We start from the raw sequence: 19660 nt of genomic DNA, 5'->3' as shown, positions 1-19660 counted from the left end.
ATTTCATGATATAAACTTAATTTATTGAGCAATTCTTTTACGAATCGTAAACAAATTATCTTCTATTAGTAACTCTCCATCTTTAAAAACAGTTTTTAATAATCCTTGATTTTCTTCTTGTTCAGAAACCTGATCTTTATACACTATTTTTCCTTGTTCTTCATATAATTGAATACGCCCTTTTGCAGATTTTTTAGTCCCATCATCTGTGATCGGATCTTTAAATATTTCTCTTCCTTCTCCCTGTACTTCTACATAAGTAGCTTTCATTGCAAATCCAAAAGTATCTCGGGTATTGTATTGATATGTAAAACTCCCTATTCCCAGAACCACATTAGTAGAAGCAAAACCTTTAGCTTTTAACTTTTCACAAATCTGGGTTGCTCTTTCTATTGTAATACTATCTCCATAGATAGCTCCGATTTTTGGATTCAACACTTTGTATCCCTGATCATTTATAGTTCCTCCAAATTCATCCCAAAGTAATTCTATAACACCCTTAGCAACTATTGGATTCTTATGATCACATCCACAAATAATATCCACAGGATCACCAGAATCTGGTCTAATGACAAGTTTTCCTTCTCTGTCGAGGATTTCATTTTTTAGTTTAGGCAAATATTCTGTTAGCACTTTCCAAAGATCCCAGGTATCAGATACTACAGATAATATTCCCGTTGGATATGTCTCTAATAACCTTCTAAAGGTTCCTATTTCATCATCTTTACTTCCTGCACACATCACACTATGCTCTGTAGCATTTACACTACCAATAACTAATTCTTTGGTAACATCTGCATTATAATATGTTTCAAAAGCTTTTGCTACAGGCAATGTATCACTCCCAGAAAATGATAATGCATGTCCCATACCGCTAAGAATTGAAGATTCTGTTCCCGACATTCCTCGCATCGAAAAATCGTGACCCTGCCAGGTAATAAACTCTATATTATTACGATCTGTTTCTATTGCAAAAGAGGATAAAATGCTTTGATATTGTTTTGCAATAGTAGCAGAAGTACAAGGTTGCCAAATAATATTAGACAATAAAGTTTCCAGGTAATTGGTAAGCCAGAAAAATTCTGGTTTAGTGTTCATTACTGTAAACATCGGTACTCGAATAGGAACTTCTGTTCCCTCTGGTAAGGATTTGATTTTAATCGGTAAATATCCTAAATCGTGTAATTCTTCGATATGTGCAATATCATAATCTATACCCAGATAATGATCTACATATTTTTTATATTCTGCAGTCACTTCTTCTTTGGGAAGATTGAAAAACTGTTCGTTGAATTGTTTGATTAAATATTCTTTAATAAAATACTGCAACCCAAAAAACACTACATTATCAATTCCTTCTATTCTACTTTTCCTAGGTGTCCAGTTAGAATACACAAAAGTAGTTCCGTTTGGATATTGCTCTTTATGTCCTAATTTATAACCGTCTGTTAATAGTAATGGATTCATCTTTATTCTATTTTGCGTTATTTATACGCAAATATAGTTTTTATTTTTAAACTGATAAAATCTTAAAAGAATTTTCTTCTGGATTATTTCAAAAACTGGTAGAAAACATGTTAGTTTTCATACTTGCGATTCATGAATTCCTTAAATACTTTTTGAAAACCACTAAGATCTACTTTAGCATTTTTAACTTCAGAACTGTCTTTGTATTCTATGTAATATGTGTTTCTCGGTTTCTCAAAGAAACGTATCCCCTCTATTATTTTACCATTATCTCCTGTGAGAATGTATCCTCTAAAAATTTCAGGATCTTCTGGACGTTGTTTATCTTTTTTATGCATTTCATTAATGATGGTCTCTATAAACTCATCAAAAAAAGATTGCATATTCTTATTGATAAAAATCTCTGGTTTCTCAAAATAGATTTTCTGTATGTCTACCAAATCTAACTTGGTCGAATATTCCTTAAAACCACTGGTTCCATAACCATATGTTCCATCACTTTGATCATATATAAACATGGTGCTATTCGCAGGTAAAACATCTACATTTCCTTTCATAAAATATTTAGCACCAATTTCTTTTTCATTTATAGTATATGAAGCTTTCCAACTCTTATTTTTCCTGAATAATTGTATTTCCAACTTCTCCCCTGCTGCAGCTAAGGTAGGCGATCCTATAATAATACTATCTCCTTTCTGAATTATCAAAGTTCGCTGATAATAGTGCTTAGCAAATATATCTATATGTAATGCTGTATATTTTTTATTCTCTATTTTTTTAGAGAATATTCCCGAAGGCACTTCTTCATATTCATATCCATCTATTATTTTACCATTCTTATAAACAGATTTGATGTTTAATTTTGGTTTATACAAATCTCTTATGTATACTTCATAATCTTCTTTACTCATCACTTCTCCTAGTTGCTCTTGTAAGCCTTCTATTTCAGAAGTTTCTGGTGCTAATGCCATTTGATAAACATCTAAAGAATATTGAAATTTTGCTTCTCCATTCTCATAATAATCAACTCTGGGAAATTCATCGTTTCCTTTTGAAAAATATCCATTATATGGTTTTCCATATTTATAAAATCCTTTGTATATTTTTTGAGGTTTTTCGACAATTACAAAAGAATCTTGATCAATAACATTATCCATATTTTGAGATTTTACAAGATTAAATGAAAGCATGCACAATGACAAGAGTAAAATAATCTTGCTACTCCAGTTAATTCTATATCTTAATGAGAATTCGATCTTAATCATTACAAAATTTTAGAAGATAAAAATAGATCCAATTTCTGTTAAAAACTACCCTGTTTCCCGTTAAAGTTAGAAAGATTTAGTTTCTTCCTTTTTCATCAGGGTATAAAGAAGGCAATGGATCACTTTGCCAATATTTTTTAGTATCAATATCTAGTATGGTAAGTTTTCCCTTGAAACCTGCTCCTGTGTCTATATTCCAGAGATTATAAGCTTTTATAGGAGTATCTTTACCATACTCAATGGTAGGCGTATGCCCGATATAAATCTCAGAATAATGACTAAACCGTTTTGGTGGATCATCTTTTAAAGCTACTTCTCCAACTTTATCGGCAAGTAATGCTGATTCCCATAATGTTCGATCCCAATAATAATTAGAATCATACTCCTCTTTTCCTACGCCATGCATAGATGTAAATCCTGCATGTACAAAAAGCCTACCCTCTTTATCCAGATAGTAATCTTCCAACATATTAAAAAATGCTTTATGAGTTTCTTTGGTAAGTAATCCTGATTGAATATAGCTATGGATTGTTTCTTTTCCTCCATGTGCCAGCCATACAGGGTTGGTTACTCCTTTTTCTAGCCATAACCCGCACCACAGGTCATGATTTCCTCGTATAAAAACACATGTATTGGATGTAGAGAGTTTTATAAGTTCTTGTATTACTATAGCCGATTCACTCCAACCATCTACGTAGTCTCCCAAAAAAACCAGGGTATCTTCTGACGTTACATTTGCTCGTTCTAAAACCTGAAGTAAAGCCCTATGACCACCATGTATATCTCCAATTACCAGGGTTCTCATCTTACATTTCTTTGCTCAACCTATTAACAATATTATTCATCCAAGAATATTCAGGTAATTTCTTTAAATTATCTTTCAAATATTTAGGTATACCATTATAACCAATATAAGTTCCCACTATTTGTCCAGTTATTGAACAATTCGTATCCGTATCTCCGCCACTATTTATAATTTCATCAAAAATGAGATCAATAGGTTTTTCTTTTATCATATTTGCAGAAAAAATCGAAAAAGGAACTGAATTAACAACATATCCATCATTCCCTAAACTAGCAATTTCAGTTATTGATTTTGTTTTAGATAAAATATCTAATTCTAGTAACCTATCTTTTACATTTGAATCTGGTAAATCCGAAGTAATTAATTTCATTAAACTTATTTCATTTATCCAATTCTCTTCTATAATGGTTTTAATTGCAAGAACTACTGCTAAAGCTCCAATATATGCCTCAGAATTATAATGTGTTATGGAACATATTTGTTCTATTCGTTCTCTTGAAATATTTTTAAAAAAAGCTATTGGAGCAACACGCATTGCCGCTCCATTACCTGCAGAGTATTCTCCTCTTCTACCGGTTTGACTCCAATCCAAGCCAATTTGGAGTTCCCTAATGGCCTTTAACGTTGATGCTCCTATTCCTGTAATCATTCCATTAGTAAAATAAGAAACAAAATAATTAGATAGTATTTGTGGATCCAAAAAAAGATCTTCAATCAATGCTTCACAAGTCGCTAATGTTAATTGCGTATCATCTGTAATATTCCATTCAGGTATTTTCTCCTCTGGTTTTCCAAAAGGGTAAAAGATATTCTCTTCGATTTGTTCTACATTTTCATATCCGCTCCCGATAGCATCACCAATAGCTCCTAAAAACATAGAACCAAGAAATCTTTCTTTTTTAGTAATCATTTTATTTTGTTGTAACACATCTTTAAACTCTATCACTACAATAGTCTATACATTATATCTGTTCTTAAGACATATTTAGTTCCTTTAATAATAGGCCTACCTTCATGTCGTAACGGATGATGAAATACTAAAGCATCACCTAGTTTTGGATTAACTGTAATCCCTTCTTCAAAATAAGTTTCTCCTCCTTCGAAATCATCGTTAAGATATATCAAAAATGAGAAGAAACTGCATTCATTTTCATTTCGTTCATAACTTCCATCTCTATGCATTTTAAAGCGTTGTCCTTCGCCATATTTGTATATCCTAAACATTTCATTAAGGCCAATCGCTCTGTAATTTCCAAAAGTTTCAACTGCAAGGGGTTCTATTTTTGACCATATTTTTTTTCCAAGTATTTCATCCTTAAACAAAATACGTTGGTTATTTCGAATACCCTTTACCATTACCTGCTTGCCATCAATATTAACTTTTGCTTCTTCAAATGAAACCTGTTCTCCTTTTTCAATAAATTGGTCACATATTTCTTTAGAGAGAAAATTTTCAATGAGAAATATTTCTGGATGTAACTCTTTCCTTTTCATTTAGATTATTCTTTATAATTGTTTAAGACCTCACAGGTTTTAAAAACCTGTGAGGTCTGGATATATTATGATTTAAACTCAATATATTCTGGAGCTACTACATCGGTTAGCCACACTTCATTATCCGATTGATAAAACTCTATTCCTTTGGCATACATTTCACCCGATCTCACAGTTAGAATAATAGGTTTCCCTCTTCTCGATCCTACTTTAATAGCCGTTTCTCTTTCTTTACTAAGATGTACATGATGCCTGTTCATTTTTAATAACCCTTTTTCTCTAATGGCATCCATAAATTTAGCCACTGTACCGTGATACAAGAATTCTGGGGGCTGCTTTGGTTGATATTCTAAATCTACCTGTATTGAGTGACCCTGACTGGCTCTAATCCTCGTATGATCTTCGTTAAAAGCAAAGCGTTGCTTATCACAGGATGCTACAACTTCTTCTAATACATCCATACTTAATTCAGGCCGGTGCCTTTTTACTTTTTGTAGTAATTCCTGTACATCTGTCCAACCCTTTTCATCGAGTTGTATCCCCACTTTATCAGGGTTATGCCTTAGAATAAGGCTTAAAAATTTACTTATATGTTTATTATTTGTTTTCATTTTTTAATAATTCATTATACAGCTCAAAATTTTCCTGATCAAAACAAACAAAGACTATCTCTTCAATCTTATTTTGATCAAAATTTTTAGCCACTTCGACAGCTATTCTTGCCGCAACATTTTTAGGGAATTTATAGATTCCTGTACTTATATTTGGAAAAGCTATCTTTTTTACTCCATTCTCAATTGCTAATTTTAATGAATTGATATAGCAGTTTCTCAATAGTTCTTCCTTTTCTTTTCCTTCATTATTCCAAACTGGTCCTACGGTATGAATAACATAATTTGCAGGAAGATTACCTGCTGTCGTGATCACAGCTTCTCCTGGATTACATTTACCTTGCCTAGCTCTAACAACTCTACAAGCTTCCAGGATAGCAGCCCCACCTTTGCGATGAATCGCTCCATCCACTCCACCACCTCCCAAAAGAGAAGAATTTGCTGCGTTGACAATAGCATCGACTTTAATCGTAGTGATATCAGATTGGATTACTACTATTTTCATTTTAGTTTCAAATATGTATTCAATTTTTCATCCTTAAATATCAATGGTTTTTCTGCTGGAATAACCAGATTTTCCAAATCTTTATTTTTCACAAATTTATATTGCTCACTAACAAAATCAGAAACATCTTCAATCTCCAAAACATCATCTTTTGCATATGACTTTATAAACTCCTTTCTTAATCCAATCTGGATGGCTCGTCTTTCTAATTTCACTCCATATGGATCATGATCGGGATCCCATTGCAATCTCACATTAGAATTTGCAACATCTTCCTGCCAGGCTTCATACGACACATATAATTCTGGTTTAAACGATGAATACACAGCATTTTTAACATAGCTCTCAAAAGCTTCTTTTTTAAGGTGTATGGCCAATACGACTTCTTGTCCTTCTTTTGTCCCCCAACCATTTCTGTACATCATCCACAAGAAATTAGGTTTAATCCATGTCATTCTGTCTAAGCTAAAAGCTCCTCCAAAAAATTGATTTTTTACGGCAAAACTTCCTATTTCGAGACGATAAGATTGGTATACTATTATTTTCTCGTCATCATATTGTGCCATGATATGATACCCGCTTTGGGGCCATTCTTTCTCTTGTTCTTTATATTTTTTAAGTTGTAATTTCATTTTAATTTTTTCTTTACTTCATTAATCAATTCCTCCAAACTATTCACTTTTTGTACTCCGTACTGCTCACAGACAACATCTACATTTCCTTTTCTCCAAAATCCTTCTGGGCAGCATACTATCAATTTATTACTCTTTGCATATAACCCTAACTCTAGTAGTGTTATAGGTGATTTTGTGTTTTTATCAAAATACATGATGATCATGTCTGCTTTTTCTAAAGCTTCTAACTCCCAAAGTACTTGTTCTTTAAAAACTGGATTATCTATCTTTTGTTCCCAACTGGCATCCCAACTCGATCTTCTGGGGTTTAACAGTGTGACATTTTCTTCTGTTAGTTTCTCTACCACCTTATCCTGCCATCTTTGAGCTACATCTAATTCTATACTTCCTGCCAGAAAAACACTTAGGTTTTTATTCAATTCTGGGGTAATTGGTGGTACTATTAAATTCATTTTTTGTTATTTTAGGATAGTATTCATTATTCACAAAATAGGTTCTGGTCTACTCTGGAATAACAGGAATTTGTACTACCTTTTCTTCATTTATATCTCTAAAGGAATTTGTTGTAAAAATGGTATCGAATAATTTGGTTAATTCTTCATACCCTTTACTAAAAATACCATGACTGATAATCAAACTTAGTTTGCCTGCATTCTTTTCTTTTAGTGCTGTTGCTAATCCTAAAAAAGTTCCTCCTCCGTCACAAATGTCATCAACAATTACACAATGTTTTCCTTCTAAATCATCTTCATATACTCTAAAACCAGACAAGGCTCCTGTTTTTACATCTCTTTTTTTAGAACATTCTACCACTTCTACTCCACCCAGAAATTCAGATACTTTATAGATTTTTTTTAAAGCTCCCCCATCAGGAGAAATCAACACTACTTCTTCTTTGATAAAATCTAAACATTGTTTGACAAATTCATAATTCTGAATCACTGTTACACGATCTAATAACGCCGGAGTTACCTCTGAATGTGGATCAAAGATTGTTACCTGATTATAGTTTTGCGCGTTAATACTATCTGTATATACTTTAACACTAAGCGATTCTCCTGCAACCATCACCCTATCTTGCCTAGCAGCAGGAAAATATGGAATAAACACATCAATCTCCTTTACATTCATTCTACGTAACGCATCGGTAGCGATCAATAATAACCCTAAGTCATTAAACGAATTGATTCGTTGCGTAATCGTGATACTGTTCCCAATATTTTTATCTAAAATATTTATATGCGGTTCTCCTCCATTAAAAACAAATGATTTAAAATCAATAGATTTCTCAAAAGGTGTAAATGATGGGTCCAAATGTAAATATTTCATAATTGTGTCGTTTTTACGCAAATTTAGAATAGAAAAATGATACTACAAAATATTTTGCGTAAAATTTACATTATTTTAATATAATGCACCTTCAAATATATCTTTCTGAAAGCCAGCGGTATTGATTGTAGTGATGATAATTACTTAATATCAAATAGAAACCCCTCTTCTTTAAGTTTGAAGTATTGTTTTTTATTGAATTTAAAAAGGTTTGCCGGTCTACCTCTTCCTTCAGAGATTTTTTCGTCTAACTCCTCCAGGATTCCGAAGCTTAGTATTTTTTTTCTAAAATTTCGACGATCAATTACTTTTTGCAGAATAGTCATATATAGCTTTTCGAGATCCGAAAACAAAAACTTATCGGCAAGTAAATCAAACCCTACAGGTTCATAAGTGAGTTTATTTTGTAATCTCTTTTTTGCTGTTTCCAAAATACGAGTGTGGTCAAATGCCAAATCCGGAAGTTCGGTCATATCAAACCATGCAACATCTTGAGCGTCGGTGTCTGCTTTGATTGCATAGTGTTCTGGTTTTACCAAAGCAAAATAAGTAACACTAACTACCCTATTTCTAGGATCTCTCCCCGGGTCACCAAAAGAATACAATTGCTCTAAATAGTCTATGGTTACATTAGTCTCTTCCTTAAGCTCTCTAACCACTGCTTGTTCTAAACTTTCGTTTTCCAAAACCAAACCACCAGGCAAGGCCCAAGAACCTTTAAAAGGGTCTATATCTCTTTTTATCAATAGGACATTAAGTCTCTTGTCTTTATATCCAAAGACCACAGCATCAACAGCTACTTTTATATTTTGGCGTACCATATACGCAAATTTACATATTTCTGTTTTGGAATAAAAAAACTTATCAAGTTATATTAAGAAATAAAGAAGTCCAATGTCAAATTATTCTTTTTTCAAATTATAAATGGTATACATTCTTCTTCAAAATTAGCATTATGATAATACCAGCTATATCAATTGAATACAAAAAAGTAGTATTTTTATAGGTAAGCTCATATCCTGAGAGCTCTATAAAGTTCAGGATTATTACACAAAAGATTATGAAAAATACACTTTTAAACCTAGGAAAAGGCTTATCCAGAAAAGAACAAAAACAAATTAATGGTGGTGGCAATCCATGTGATACATACAACGGCCCAATAGTTGTTACCTGTAGTCAATACGAACAGCTTCCTCCTCAACACAAATTTTGTGTTATGGTTAGTGTAGAGTGTTTCCCACGCTAATACGCCTTAATACAAAAAATAAAAAAACTCCCAAAGAGATTAACCTTTGGGAGTTTTTTTATTTAAAATTGCTCTTTTATGGTGTCTTAGTCATTCTGCTTCTTAATTAAGTTTAATGCAGAACCTTCTTTAAACCATTCAATTTGAGAATTATTATAGGTATGATTTAACATCGCAGTATCTTTAGATCCATCTGCATGAACAATTTCTAATGTTAATTGTTTTCCTGATGCAAATTGGTTAAGATCTGTAAAATTAAAAGTATCATCTTCTTGTATCAAATCATAATCACTTTCATTAGCAAACGTTAATCCAAGCATCCCTTGTTTCTTAAGATTTGTTTCGTGGATACGAGCGAATGATTTTACAATTACTGCACATACACCTAAATGACGTGGTTCCATTGCAGCATGTTCTCGTGATGAACCTTCTCCGTAGTTATGGTCTCCCACAACAATAGTAGGTACTCCTGCTGCTTTATATGCTCTTGCAGTATCTGGTACACCACCAAACTCTCCTGTTAATTGGTTTTTAACAAAGTTTGTTTTTTTACCAAATGCATTTACAGCACCAATTAAACAGTTATTAGAAATATTATCTAAATGACCTCTATATCGTAACCATGGTCCTGCCATAGAAATATGATCTGTAGTACATTTACCAAATGCTTTTATTAGCAATTTAGCTCCATTAATTTCACTACCTATTGGTACAAATGGTGTTAATAACTCTAATCTTTCTGAAGTTGGGCTTACTTTCACTTCTACACCACTACCATCTTCAACCGGAGCTAAATATCCATTATCTTTTACTTCAAACCCTTTTGGAGGTAGTTCCCATCCTGTTGGTTCATCGAACATTACCTCTTCTCCATTTTCGTTAATTAACTTATCGGTTAAGGGGTTGAAATCTAGTCGACCTGCAACTGCAATTGCAGCAGTTAATTCTGGTGATGCAACAAAAGCATGTGTATTAGGGTTACCATCAGCTCGCTTAGCAAAGTTTCTATTAAAAGAATGTACGATACTATTCTTCGGAGCATTTTTGGGATCATTATATCTAGCCCATTGTCCAATACAAGGTCCACAAGCATTAGTAAATATTTTAGCATCTAGTTTTTCAAATATCCCAAGGATACCATCTCTATCTGCTGTATATCTTACTTGTTCAGAACCTGGGTTGATCCCTAATTCTGCTTTCATTTTTAAACCTTTATCCAACGCTTGTTGTGCGATTGAAGAGGCACGAGATAAATCTTCGTAAGAAGAGTTTGTACAAGAACCTATTAGTCCCCATTCTACTTGAATTGGCCAATCATTAGCTTTTGCTTTTTCTGTCATTGCACTACCAACTGCCGTCGATAAATCCGGAGTAAAAGGCCCATTTAACAATGGTCCTAATTCAGATAAATTAATTTCGATTACTTGATCAAAATATTGTTCTGGATTTGCATATACCTCAGGATCTGCTGTTAAGTGTTCTTTTACTTTGTTTGCTGCATCTGCTACATCTGCTCTTTCTGTTGCTCTCAAGTAACGTTCCATGGACTCATCATAACCAAAAGTAGATGTTGTAGCCCCTATTTCGGCACCCATATTACAAATAGTTCCTTTTCCTGTACACGACATTGATGTTGCCCCAGGTCCAAAATATTCTACTATTGCACCAGTTCCTCCTTTTACCGTAAGGATTTCTGCTACTTTTAAGATCACATCCTTAGGTGCAGTCCAACCAGATAACTTGCCTGTTAATTTTACTCCTATTAACTTAGGGAACTTCAATTCCCAAGCCATACCAGCCATAACGTCTACCGCATCTGCTCCACCAACACCAATTGCAACCATTCCTAAACCACCTGCGTTTACAGTATGAGAATCTGTTCCAATCATCATTCCTCCGGGGAAAGCATAGTTTTCTAATACTACCTGATGAATAATTCCAGCTCCTGGTTTCCAGAATCCGATTCCATATTTATCAGATACAGATTCTAAGAAGTTAAATACCTCACTACTAATATCATTAGCATTTTTCAAATCTGTTGCTGCACCATCTTTTGCCTGAATCAAGTGATCACAGTGCACTGTTGTTGGTACTGCTACTTTATTTTTACCAGCTTGCATAAACTGTAATAATGCCATTTGAGCTGTCGCATCCTGACAAGCGATACGGTCTGGTGCAAAATCAACATAATCTTTACCCCGTGTGAACGCTTTTTTTGTTTTTACGTCCCACAAGTGTGAATACAAAATTTTCTCTGCCAAGGTTAAAGGTTTACCTGTAACTTCGCGTGCTGTATTAACGCGGTCGGCTACCTGACTGTATACCTTTTTTATCATATCGATATCGAATGCCATCTCTAATTATTTTTTAGTATTGAAAAGTCTTGCGAAAATACGAATTTTAAAGGATTTTCTTAAATGAATACATTTAATCCCTTCTTTTTGCATTTTTAAAAAAATATAAGGCTTCATTTATTGAAATTCACAAATTAGAATTACGAAAATTACAATATCACTAAAAATTAAGATAAGAAAATACTTCGCCATTTCTTCGATTCACGAAAACGTTATAGTCATTCTTCAAAAAACGATCTAAAAAAGATAAAAAGTGGCATAAAATAAAAAAGTGAAGCCGTATAGCTTCACTTTTTACAAATTAAAAACTTCTAATTTTGACACTAATCTTTTCTTTTTCTATGTTTTCTCTTGTTATGTTTTCTTTTTCTTATTTGCTCATATTGTTCTAATTGAGCTTCTGAGAGCGATGCTTTAAACTTTTCATTTTCATCTTTCATAATTGCTTTATGATTTTCACGCATCTCTTTTTGCGCCTCACTAAGGGTAAGCTTCAATGCTTTTCTTTTTCCCTTTCTAGAAAGATCTTCATTTTTTACAATTACCAACTGTTCTTTGGTAAAACTGGCATGCATCACCTTTCTTTGCTCTTTTCTAAGTTCTTTTTTGTTTTTTAATTCATTTTTTTGACTCTCAGAAAGACTTTCATAAAATTCTTTTCTTAATTCCTTGCGATCCATATGATTTTCCTCGGGTTGGGCTGATACCACTATAGCTCCCATAAACAAAACCATGGCACATATTATACTATTTTTCATTTGTTTCTTTTTCAATTTTTCTATATTAAACAATATTCTCTGTTGAACGTTCAATACTATGACCATTAAATATGAAAAAGGTTTAATATTAATAAAGAAAAATAATTTCTGATTATACAGGATTGATTATACACGCCGCCTCTATTGAAGATTAACTATATCAGAAATCAACAAATCCTTTGAAAGCTTTTTAACTAAGTAGTTGTTAAAACAGGCTATTAATCACATCTTCTACGCTAATGCCTTCTGCTTCTGCTTTGTAGTTTTTAATGATACGATGACGAAGAATACCCATAGCTACAGCCTGTACATCTTCTATATCTGGAGAATATTTGCCTTTGATAGCAGCATTAGCTTTGGCTGCCAGGATTAAATTTTGAGAAGCTCGCGGTCCTGCTCCCCAATCTATATAATTTTTTACTAATTCTGTTGCTGTTTCTCCATCAGGTCTTGTTTTACCTACCATGCTTACAGCATATTCAATTACATTATCTGCCACCGGAATACGGCGAATCAAATGTTGAAAATCTATAATCTCCTTAGCAGTAAATAGTGGATTAACAGTAGCGCTTGTATCTCCTGTAGTACTCTTCACAACATCAACCTCTTCCTGAAAGCTTGGATATTTAAGCTCTATAGCAAACATAAATCTATCTAGTTGCGCTTCTGGTAATGGATATGTTCCTTCTTGCTCGATTGGGTTTTGGGTTGCAAGAACAAAATATGGTAAATCTAAATTGTAATGGTGTCCAGCAACTGTTACAGATCTTTCCTGCATTGCTTCAAGAAGTGCTGCCTGGGTTTTTGGCGGAGTACGATTAATCTCATCTGCCAGAATGATATTAGAGAATATAGGTCCTTTAATAAATTTAAAATGTCTTGTTTCATCCAGTATTTCACTTCCTAATATATCACTAGGCATCAAATCAGGAGTAAACTGAATTCTTTTAAAATCTAATCCTAAAGCTTGAGAAATGGTATTAACCATAAGAGTTTTAGCAAGCCCGGGAACACCAATTAATAATGCATGACCGCCAGAAAAAACAGAAATAAGTATCTGATCGATAACTTTTTCTTGTCCAATAATGACTTTGGATATTTCTTTTTTGAGTTCTGAATGTTTTTTTACTAGTTTTTCTATAGCCGCTACGTCGTCTGACATATTATTTTATTTTTTTAACCAGTTACCACTATATTCACAGTCTCTATACTCTCCGTTTATTTTTATATAGGTATCCATTATTTTTTCGCTCTGCCACTTACGAATCGCATCAATTTGTTTTTTTCTTAATGCCAATTCTTGTATTTTAAGATAGTCATTTGCGTAATCAGCTATATGTTCATCAAACCGGTTAAGTACTGTTATTAATTTATACTTTTTTCGGCCTTGACGATCCTGATCAGGAATTACCAGAGAAACTTCATTCATTTTTAGTTTAGATACTTGATCATACAATATAGGGTCAATTTTGGTAAGTTCAAAACGAGTATCTCCTGTGGTAGGATTAAGTAGTTGCCCTCCATCTTCACGAGTTTCTTTTTCATCACTAAATTTTCTTGCTGCCTCTTTAAATTTAATAGAACCCGAAACGATACTTGTTCGTATAGAATCTATTAATCCTTTGGCTTCATCAACTGTTTTCCTTGTTACTTCGGGAGAGAGTAGTATGTGTCTTACGTCGATTTCTTCTCCTCGTATTTTATCAACTTTTACAATATGCCATCCAAAATCAGTTTTAAATGGTTCGCTTACTTCTCCTTCTTGCAAGCTAAAAGCTACATCTTTAAATTCTTTGGCAAAGTTTGTTTTACGATCAAGAGTATATTTTCCCCCAGTAGATTTAGAACCTGGATCCTGAGAGTACAATACTGCTTTAGTAGCAAAGCTACTACCGTTCTCTACAATATCTTCTCTAAATTGATTTAATCTATCGATTACTTTTTGCTCTTCTTCCTGAGGTATTTCTGGTTCTATTACAATCTGAGCTAATTCAAGTTCTGTCCCAAAAAGTGGTCTTTCTTCTTTTGGAATGTCATCAAAAAATTCTCTGATTTCTTCAGGAGTAATCTCGATATCTTTGATAATCTTAGTTCTCATCTGTTCAGATAACCTATTTGACTTATTGATTTCAAAAAGTTCTTTTCTGAAATCTGCAACATTATCCTTTTTATAAAATTTTAATACTTTTTCTACAGTTCCCAACTCATTTGTCATATATGCCAATTGCTGGTCAACCATAGAGTTAACTTCTGCATCTCTAACTTCTATACTATCCTGAATAGCATGATGAGCATACAATTTGGCCTCAAACAAACTACCTGCAAGTTCGCAACGGCTTACATCAGAAGCAGAAACTCCTTCACTAATCAACTGTCTATAGGCAATATCTACATCACTATCCAAAATTACATTTTCTCCAATCACCGCAGCTACGCCATCTATTTTGGTCTTTTGAAACGGTACTTTTACAGTTTCTATTGGCGTATTTATAGAATCATTTACCATGGCGCTATTCTGCCCATTAATGGTATCCTGAGTTACTATGGAATCTTGTGCTACTTCTTCAATAATCTCTTGTGCATAAAATTGTGTATTTATACTAAAAGTAAGTATAGCACAAAGTACTGTAGTTTTAATCATAAACTTCAAATTGTTTGTTCTCAACTGCATCTCTTGTAATGTCTTTTTCTATTTTTTTTATTAGCTCCAACTTTCTCTTATTCAATATAATCTGCCTTATTGTAGGCTTAATATATTCTAGCGGTGCTATTTCATTACGCTTTAATACGCCTTCTATTTTCACCATATATACTCCTGTAGAATCTCTAAGTTGCATATATTTCCCATTTTTTAAGAGTTTTGACCTATCTTGTTTTTTGAGAATTGGAATCTTACTTAATACCTGATCTAACTTGATCCAAACAGAATCATTTAAAGAATATGTTAGGTATTCTATCTTTTTTCCTCTCAACTCTTCTATATCCTCTTCATTAAAACGATTGAATTGTTGCTTCGTTGCAACAATATTCGCGTAATCAGGTGGCAAATGTAAGTAACGTAATTTTACTAACTCCTCATTAAGATTAAAATTTTTCAAATTTTGATCATAATATGATTGAAGATCTTGTTCTGTGATCTCCATATTAATAGATTTATTTATCACTGCATTCTTATAAGCATTGATATATAAGGTGCTTTGATAGTTTTCTACCAAATCATTAAATTCTTCAAGTTCTTCTTGGGTAAGATTTAGTTTAGCCTTGTCGATAAACAATTGACGAGTAGCCCATGTATTAATATAATTATTAACAATATTAGTACTATCGCCCGTAGACACATCCTTTGGTACTAGTTTTTTAATATCATCTTTATATAGGTAGGTATCATTTACTCTGGCAATAGCTTCTTTTTTAATTTGATTCTTAAATTTTTGGCAAGAAACAACAACTAGCAATAGCAGTATTAATTTATAATATTTCATCTGTTTATATATAGTATTCTTTAGACGATCAGACTTATGCTGGTATAGATATGTATGAAATAACCATTTAGCTTGTAAAAAGTTATAATCATTATATCTTATTCACACATTCTCATCTTTTGAATTATCCGTAAAGAAATTAATAACAGCATCCAAGAGCATATACAATTGTATTGCTCTCTAATTAAAAATTTATTAATTTTTTAAATTGATAATTCTTTTTTAGCTTTTTTTAAGATTTTCTCATTAACCTTTACCGGGTATTTTACTCTTAAATGATCTAGCCATTTATTTTCTATACTTTCCTGAAAATCATTAATCACTTCGCCTTTGGTTTCTTCAAAAGTTTTAATTCTTGAAGGTAAGATTTCTCTAACCATAATCAAAGTCTTAAAATTCTCTTCTTCCAGGAACACAATCTTCCCTTTTTCTGCAGAAAAATCTTTGGGTAATATCGCGTCTCCTTTAGCTAATTCTTCTTCTGAAAAAAGGACTAACGCTACATCTCCTTTATTGACTTCTGTTTTTATTTCTTTAATCGACTTTTTCTTCTTCAGTAATTTCTCAACCGTACTAATTGCTTCTTGTTTTGATGAAGAAGCCTTAAGAACTTTATACGCCTCATTTTGTGTATACTTATTTTTTTGAGTCTCATAATATTTTTTAAGCCCTATAGAATCTGTTTTAGATACATTCCATATTTTAGATTCCATAAGATCGAAAAGTAAAAGTCCATCGCGATACTCTCCTATTACATTTGCAAAATCTTTATTATCTTCCTCAAGGTGCTCTTCATAATATCGAAGTAAGGTTGTTGATTCGAATCGGGTATACATTTCTTCAACAAAAGCAGAAACATCTGCATATCCTTCTATTCTTATTTGATTACTCTTCAAAAACCCAGCAAAGTCCTTATATATATATTTCTCTTTTTTAAGATTAAAGAGTTCTTTTTCTAGATTTTTGTCTTCAGGTATGTTCCATTCCTCTTTAGAAAATGTAGCTGGAAGTATTTCTTTAAAATATGCAACTGCTTTTTCATTCTTGGTGATAGCATATTTTTCCTTTAATGAATTAATAAATGAAGTAGTCACTAATTTGGACCTGCTATCTCTTTTTACTTTTTTGGTAAGTTCGTTTTTTTGTTCTTCAAAACTCTTGAGCGGGTGTTTATCTATAAGTTGGATGATATGCCAGCCATACTTAGTTTGTATTGGTGCAGAGATTTCGCCTTTTTTTTCTAAATCAAAAGCAGTTTTCTCGAATTTCTCAGAATTTAATGCTCCTTGTCCAAAACGTCTAATCTTACCTCCCTCTATTGCTGTACTTGGATCATCACTATATTGTTTTGCTAATGAAGCAAAAGAAACTCCTTGCTGAAGTTGCTGATTGATTTCCTTTATCCTTTTTTCTGCTGCTTCTGATGTTCTATTAGTATTAATAGCTACCATAATATGAGCTACAGTAACTTCTCCTAATTTTTTCTCTCTACCATTAACTTTTACAACATGGTAACCAAATTGTGTTCTGAACGGTTCTGAAATCTCCCCAACTTTAGTTACATATGCAGCTTTTTCAAATGGATACACCATTCTGAACGCAGAAAACCAACCTAAATTTCCGTTGTTTTTAGCAACAGAAGGGTCTTGACTATAGGATTTAGCAACAACATCAAAAGGTTCTCCGTTTATAATCTTATTTCTTGCTTCTACAATTTTTTGATATGCGGCGATAGTATCTTTTGCTAATGCATTAGGCTTTACCATAATCAAAATATGACTAGCATTTACTTGCTCAAGAGAGCGATCATAAGCTTCCTTTATTAATGCATCAGAAGTTCTGGTATCTGTAAGATATCCTTTTGCCAGTTGTTTTCTATACCCCTCTAATTCTTCTAAATACGTTTGTTTTTTGTCTAACCCAAGGTGTTTTGCTTCTCTTAACTTTAACTTATAATTAATAAACAAATTAAGATACTCGTCTATATTCTTTTGTGAATCGTCTTTAACTAAATCTATATTTTTAAGATACACTCTCTTAAACTCTGATATATACACAGGAGATTCGTCAATAGTAAATAGCACATCCTTTGATTGTTGTGCATTTGCAAGTGTAAACAAAATACTTCCTAAAAAAAATAACAGCCCCTTTTTATACATAATTTCTATATGATGAAGTTCTAAATCGAACAAAAATAATAATATTAAAATGTTTTACAAGTTCCTTGTTCTAACGATGTAAACACCCCCTATAGTATTAGCTTTTAAAATTTTTATGATCTATGTATATTGTAGCCACATTACAAAACTCACTAACAACAATCTCATCATGGAATATACACTCGACATCGAAATAAAATTACCTAGAAATCAAGTGATTGAAAAATTTAACAATGAAGAAAACATAAAACACTGGCAAAAGGGCTTTGTAAGTATGGAGCACTTAAGTGGTGTAAAAGGAAAAACCGGAGCAATCTCAAAGCTTACCTATAAAATGGGCAAACGAGAAATTGAAATGATAGAAACAATCACTTTATTCGATCTTCCTGAGTCGTTTCACCTTACTTTTGATGCGAAAAACGTATATAACATTCAGGAAAATTATTTCTAAGAACTCTCAAACGGAAATACGAAATGGACCTCTAAAAACGAATTTAAATTTAATGGTTTCATGAAACTTATGGGATTTCTTATGCCTGGTGCTTTCAAAAAACAATCATGTGCATACATGGAAGATTTTAAAGCTTTTGCAGAAGAAGGAAAAAGCGTATTAGATAATTAATTCACAAAAACATTTTTGACGTCTATAAAATTGACGATTATTTTGGAAAGAAAAATAAAATTAATTTGGGATTTTAGAGGCCCTGTTGCAAGTAAAACTGCACAACATCACGAAATCCATCTTAAGGAATATATTACTTCAGAAAAACTAGCTCTTGATATTACGGGATATCAGGATCTCAATGACCTACACAGTTTGGCATATATGGTTGTTACCGATTCTGAAATGAAAAAGGTACGTGATGCTTTAAAACCTCATCGGGGACAACTCTATGAAGGATAGATTTTTAAAAAAAATAATTCGTGGCACGTATATTGTCTAAGACCTTATATATTTGCAAAAATTAGAAAATAAAAAAACAAAAAAGTAAAATGAAAAAAATAATATTATCAATCTTAATATTGATCGTTAGTTTTCAATTAAATGCACAATCCAAAACCGGAACTATAGATTCTGAGTATATTCTTTCTCAAATGCCAGAACTTACCAAGGTTCAGGAAGATTTAAAAGCCTATAATGGTAAAATGGAAGGTGATTTAAAAGTAAAGGTAGAAGCATACCAAGCTAAAGTGAAGGAATATCAAGACAAGGTAGCTTCTTTTACCGAGGCTATTAAAAAAACAAAGCAGGAAGAAATCATTGCTTTAGAAAATGATATTGCAAAATTTCGTCAGAATGGTAGTAAATTAATACAAATAGAACAAAATAGATTACTACAACCTCTATATCAAAAAATTGGACAAGCACTAGAAGAAATTGCTAAAGCCGAAGGGTATGCTCAAGTATTTACTATTACCACAAGTGGTTTAGCATATGTTGATCCTAAATTTGACGTAACTAAAACAGTAATGACAAAATTAGGAATCACGATAAAAGAAGCTCCTAAAAAATAAAATACAGTATTATATTATTATAAAAAAAACGTATC

General features: G+C 32.5%; 21 protein-coding genes. 4 read left to right on the top strand and 17 right to left on the bottom strand.

Going from position 1 to position 19660, the window contains the following annotated elements; translation table 11 throughout:
* Positions 1 to 21: 21 nt before the first annotated feature.
* The 11 genes from AAFU52_RS15520 to AAFU52_RS15470 all read right to left on the bottom strand — a co-directional run bounded on the left by AAFU52_RS15520 (position 22) and on the right by AAFU52_RS15470 (position 8932).
* Positions 22 to 1467, bottom strand: a complete 1446-nt coding sequence (locus tag AAFU52_RS15520; protein WP_024768744.1) for a nicotinate phosphoribosyltransferase — start codon at positions 1465 to 1467, stop codon at positions 22 to 24.
* A gap of 110 nt (positions 1468 to 1577) precedes the next feature.
* A complete protein-coding gene (locus tag AAFU52_RS15515) occupies positions 1578 to 2732 on the bottom strand; it encodes a hypothetical protein (protein WP_438422524.1) in 1155 nt (384 codons plus the stop codon).
* Positions 2733 to 2808: 76 nt separating this feature from the next.
* Complete coding sequence (locus tag AAFU52_RS15510) at positions 2809 to 3537, bottom strand: metallophosphoesterase (RefSeq protein ID WP_438422522.1); 729 nt, start codon at positions 3535 to 3537, stop codon at positions 2809 to 2811.
* Between the two features lies 1 nt (position 3538).
* Positions 3539 to 4447 carry an ADP-ribosylglycohydrolase family protein gene (locus AAFU52_RS15505; protein WP_438422521.1) on the bottom strand — a complete coding sequence of 303 codons (909 nt, stop codon included), beginning with the start codon at positions 4445 to 4447 and terminating at the stop codon, positions 3539 to 3541.
* 35 nt (positions 4448 to 4482) lie between these two features.
* The gene (locus AAFU52_RS15500) at positions 4483 to 5031 is read right to left on the bottom strand and encodes a prolyl hydroxylase family protein (RefSeq protein ID WP_438422520.1); all 549 of its coding nucleotides are present in this window, start codon (positions 5029 to 5031) and stop codon (positions 4483 to 4485) included.
* Between the two features lie 65 nt (positions 5032 to 5096).
* Positions 5097 to 5642, bottom strand: coding sequence for an RNA 2'-phosphotransferase (locus AAFU52_RS15495; RefSeq protein ID WP_438422519.1), 546 nt, complete (start codon positions 5640 to 5642; stop codon positions 5097 to 5099).
* Complete coding sequence (locus AAFU52_RS15490) at positions 5629 to 6147, bottom strand: O-acetyl-ADP-ribose deacetylase (RefSeq protein WP_024768748.1); 519 nt, start codon at positions 6145 to 6147, stop codon at positions 5629 to 5631. The genes AAFU52_RS15495 and AAFU52_RS15490 overlap by 14 nt, the downstream gene beginning before the upstream one ends.
* Positions 6144 to 6779 carry a DUF4291 domain-containing protein gene (locus tag AAFU52_RS15485; RefSeq protein WP_438422517.1) on the bottom strand — a complete coding sequence of 212 codons (636 nt, stop codon included), beginning with the start codon at positions 6777 to 6779 and terminating at the stop codon, positions 6144 to 6146. Before AAFU52_RS15485 ends, AAFU52_RS15490 begins: the two co-directional genes overlap by 4 nt.
* Complete coding sequence (locus AAFU52_RS15480; protein WP_024768752.1) at positions 6776 to 7234, bottom strand: nucleoside 2-deoxyribosyltransferase domain-containing protein; 459 nt, start codon at positions 7232 to 7234, stop codon at positions 6776 to 6778. Before AAFU52_RS15480 ends, AAFU52_RS15485 begins: the two co-directional genes overlap by 4 nt.
* 49 nt (positions 7235 to 7283) lie before the next feature.
* Entirely contained in the window at positions 7284 to 8111 is an 828-nt protein-coding gene (gene prs, locus AAFU52_RS15475; RefSeq protein WP_438422516.1) for a ribose-phosphate diphosphokinase, read from the bottom strand.
* 140 nt (positions 8112 to 8251) lie between these two features.
* The gene (locus AAFU52_RS15470; RefSeq protein WP_438422515.1) at positions 8252 to 8932 is read right to left on the bottom strand and encodes an NUDIX hydrolase; all 681 of its coding nucleotides are present in this window, start codon (positions 8930 to 8932) and stop codon (positions 8252 to 8254) included.
* A 239-nt stretch (positions 8933 to 9171) separates the two neighbouring features.
* Between AAFU52_RS15470 and AAFU52_RS15465 the strand changes: the two genes are divergently transcribed.
* Complete coding sequence (locus AAFU52_RS15465) at positions 9172 to 9357, top strand: hypothetical protein (protein WP_438422514.1); 186 nt, start codon at positions 9172 to 9174, stop codon at positions 9355 to 9357.
* Between the two features lie 86 nt (positions 9358 to 9443).
* On the opposite strand, the gene AAFU52_RS15460 is transcribed toward AAFU52_RS15465, so the two are convergent.
* The 6 genes from AAFU52_RS15460 to AAFU52_RS15435 form a co-directional block, all read right to left on the bottom strand.
* A complete protein-coding gene (locus AAFU52_RS15460; protein WP_024768755.1) occupies positions 9444 to 11711 on the bottom strand; it encodes an aconitate hydratase in 2268 nt (755 codons plus the stop codon).
* Between the two features lie 323 nt (positions 11712 to 12034).
* Positions 12035 to 12469, bottom strand: a complete 435-nt coding sequence (locus AAFU52_RS15455) for a hypothetical protein (RefSeq protein WP_438422513.1) — start codon at positions 12467 to 12469, stop codon at positions 12035 to 12037.
* Positions 12470 to 12674: 205 nt separating this feature from the next.
* On the bottom strand, positions 12675 to 13631 hold the full coding sequence (locus AAFU52_RS15450; RefSeq protein WP_024768757.1) for an AAA family ATPase: 957 nt from the start codon (positions 13629 to 13631) through the stop codon (positions 12675 to 12677).
* 6 nt (positions 13632 to 13637) lie between these two features.
* The gene (locus AAFU52_RS15445) at positions 13638 to 15110 is read right to left on the bottom strand and encodes a peptidylprolyl isomerase (RefSeq protein ID WP_438422511.1); all 1473 of its coding nucleotides are present in this window, start codon (positions 15108 to 15110) and stop codon (positions 13638 to 13640) included.
* The gene (locus AAFU52_RS15440; RefSeq protein WP_024768759.1) at positions 15103 to 15951 is read right to left on the bottom strand and encodes a hypothetical protein; all 849 of its coding nucleotides are present in this window, start codon (positions 15949 to 15951) and stop codon (positions 15103 to 15105) included. The genes AAFU52_RS15445 and AAFU52_RS15440 overlap by 8 nt, the downstream gene beginning before the upstream one ends.
* Before the next feature lie 203 nt (positions 15952 to 16154).
* Entirely contained in the window at positions 16155 to 18143 is a 1989-nt protein-coding gene (locus AAFU52_RS15435) for a peptidylprolyl isomerase (protein ID WP_438422509.1), read from the bottom strand.
* Between the two features lie 136 nt (positions 18144 to 18279).
* Here AAFU52_RS15435 and AAFU52_RS15430 point away from each other — a divergent pair, with 136 nt between their 5' ends.
* The 3 genes from AAFU52_RS15430 (at position 18280) to AAFU52_RS15420 (ending at position 19625) form a co-directional block, all read left to right on the top strand.
* Positions 18280 to 18561: an SRPBCC family protein gene (locus AAFU52_RS15430; RefSeq protein ID WP_438422508.1), complete on the top strand. Its 282-nt coding sequence runs from the start codon at positions 18280 to 18282 to the stop codon at positions 18559 to 18561.
* Positions 18562 to 18774: 213 nt separating this feature from the next.
* Positions 18775 to 19014, top strand: a complete 240-nt coding sequence (locus AAFU52_RS15425) for a hypothetical protein (protein ID WP_438422507.1) — start codon at positions 18775 to 18777, stop codon at positions 19012 to 19014.
* Positions 19015 to 19103: 89 nt separating this feature from the next.
* Entirely contained in the window at positions 19104 to 19625 is a 522-nt protein-coding gene (locus tag AAFU52_RS15420; RefSeq protein ID WP_438422506.1) for an OmpH family outer membrane protein, read from the top strand.
* Positions 19626 to 19660: the final 35 nt, after the last annotated feature.

The organism is Aquimarina macrocephali, assembly GCF_051627225.1.
Classification (GTDB): Bacteria; Bacteroidota; Bacteroidia; order Flavobacteriales; family Flavobacteriaceae; genus Aquimarina; species Aquimarina macrocephali.
Note: the sequence above shows the minus strand (reverse complement) of the source record. Positions and strands in the feature narration are given on the sequence as shown.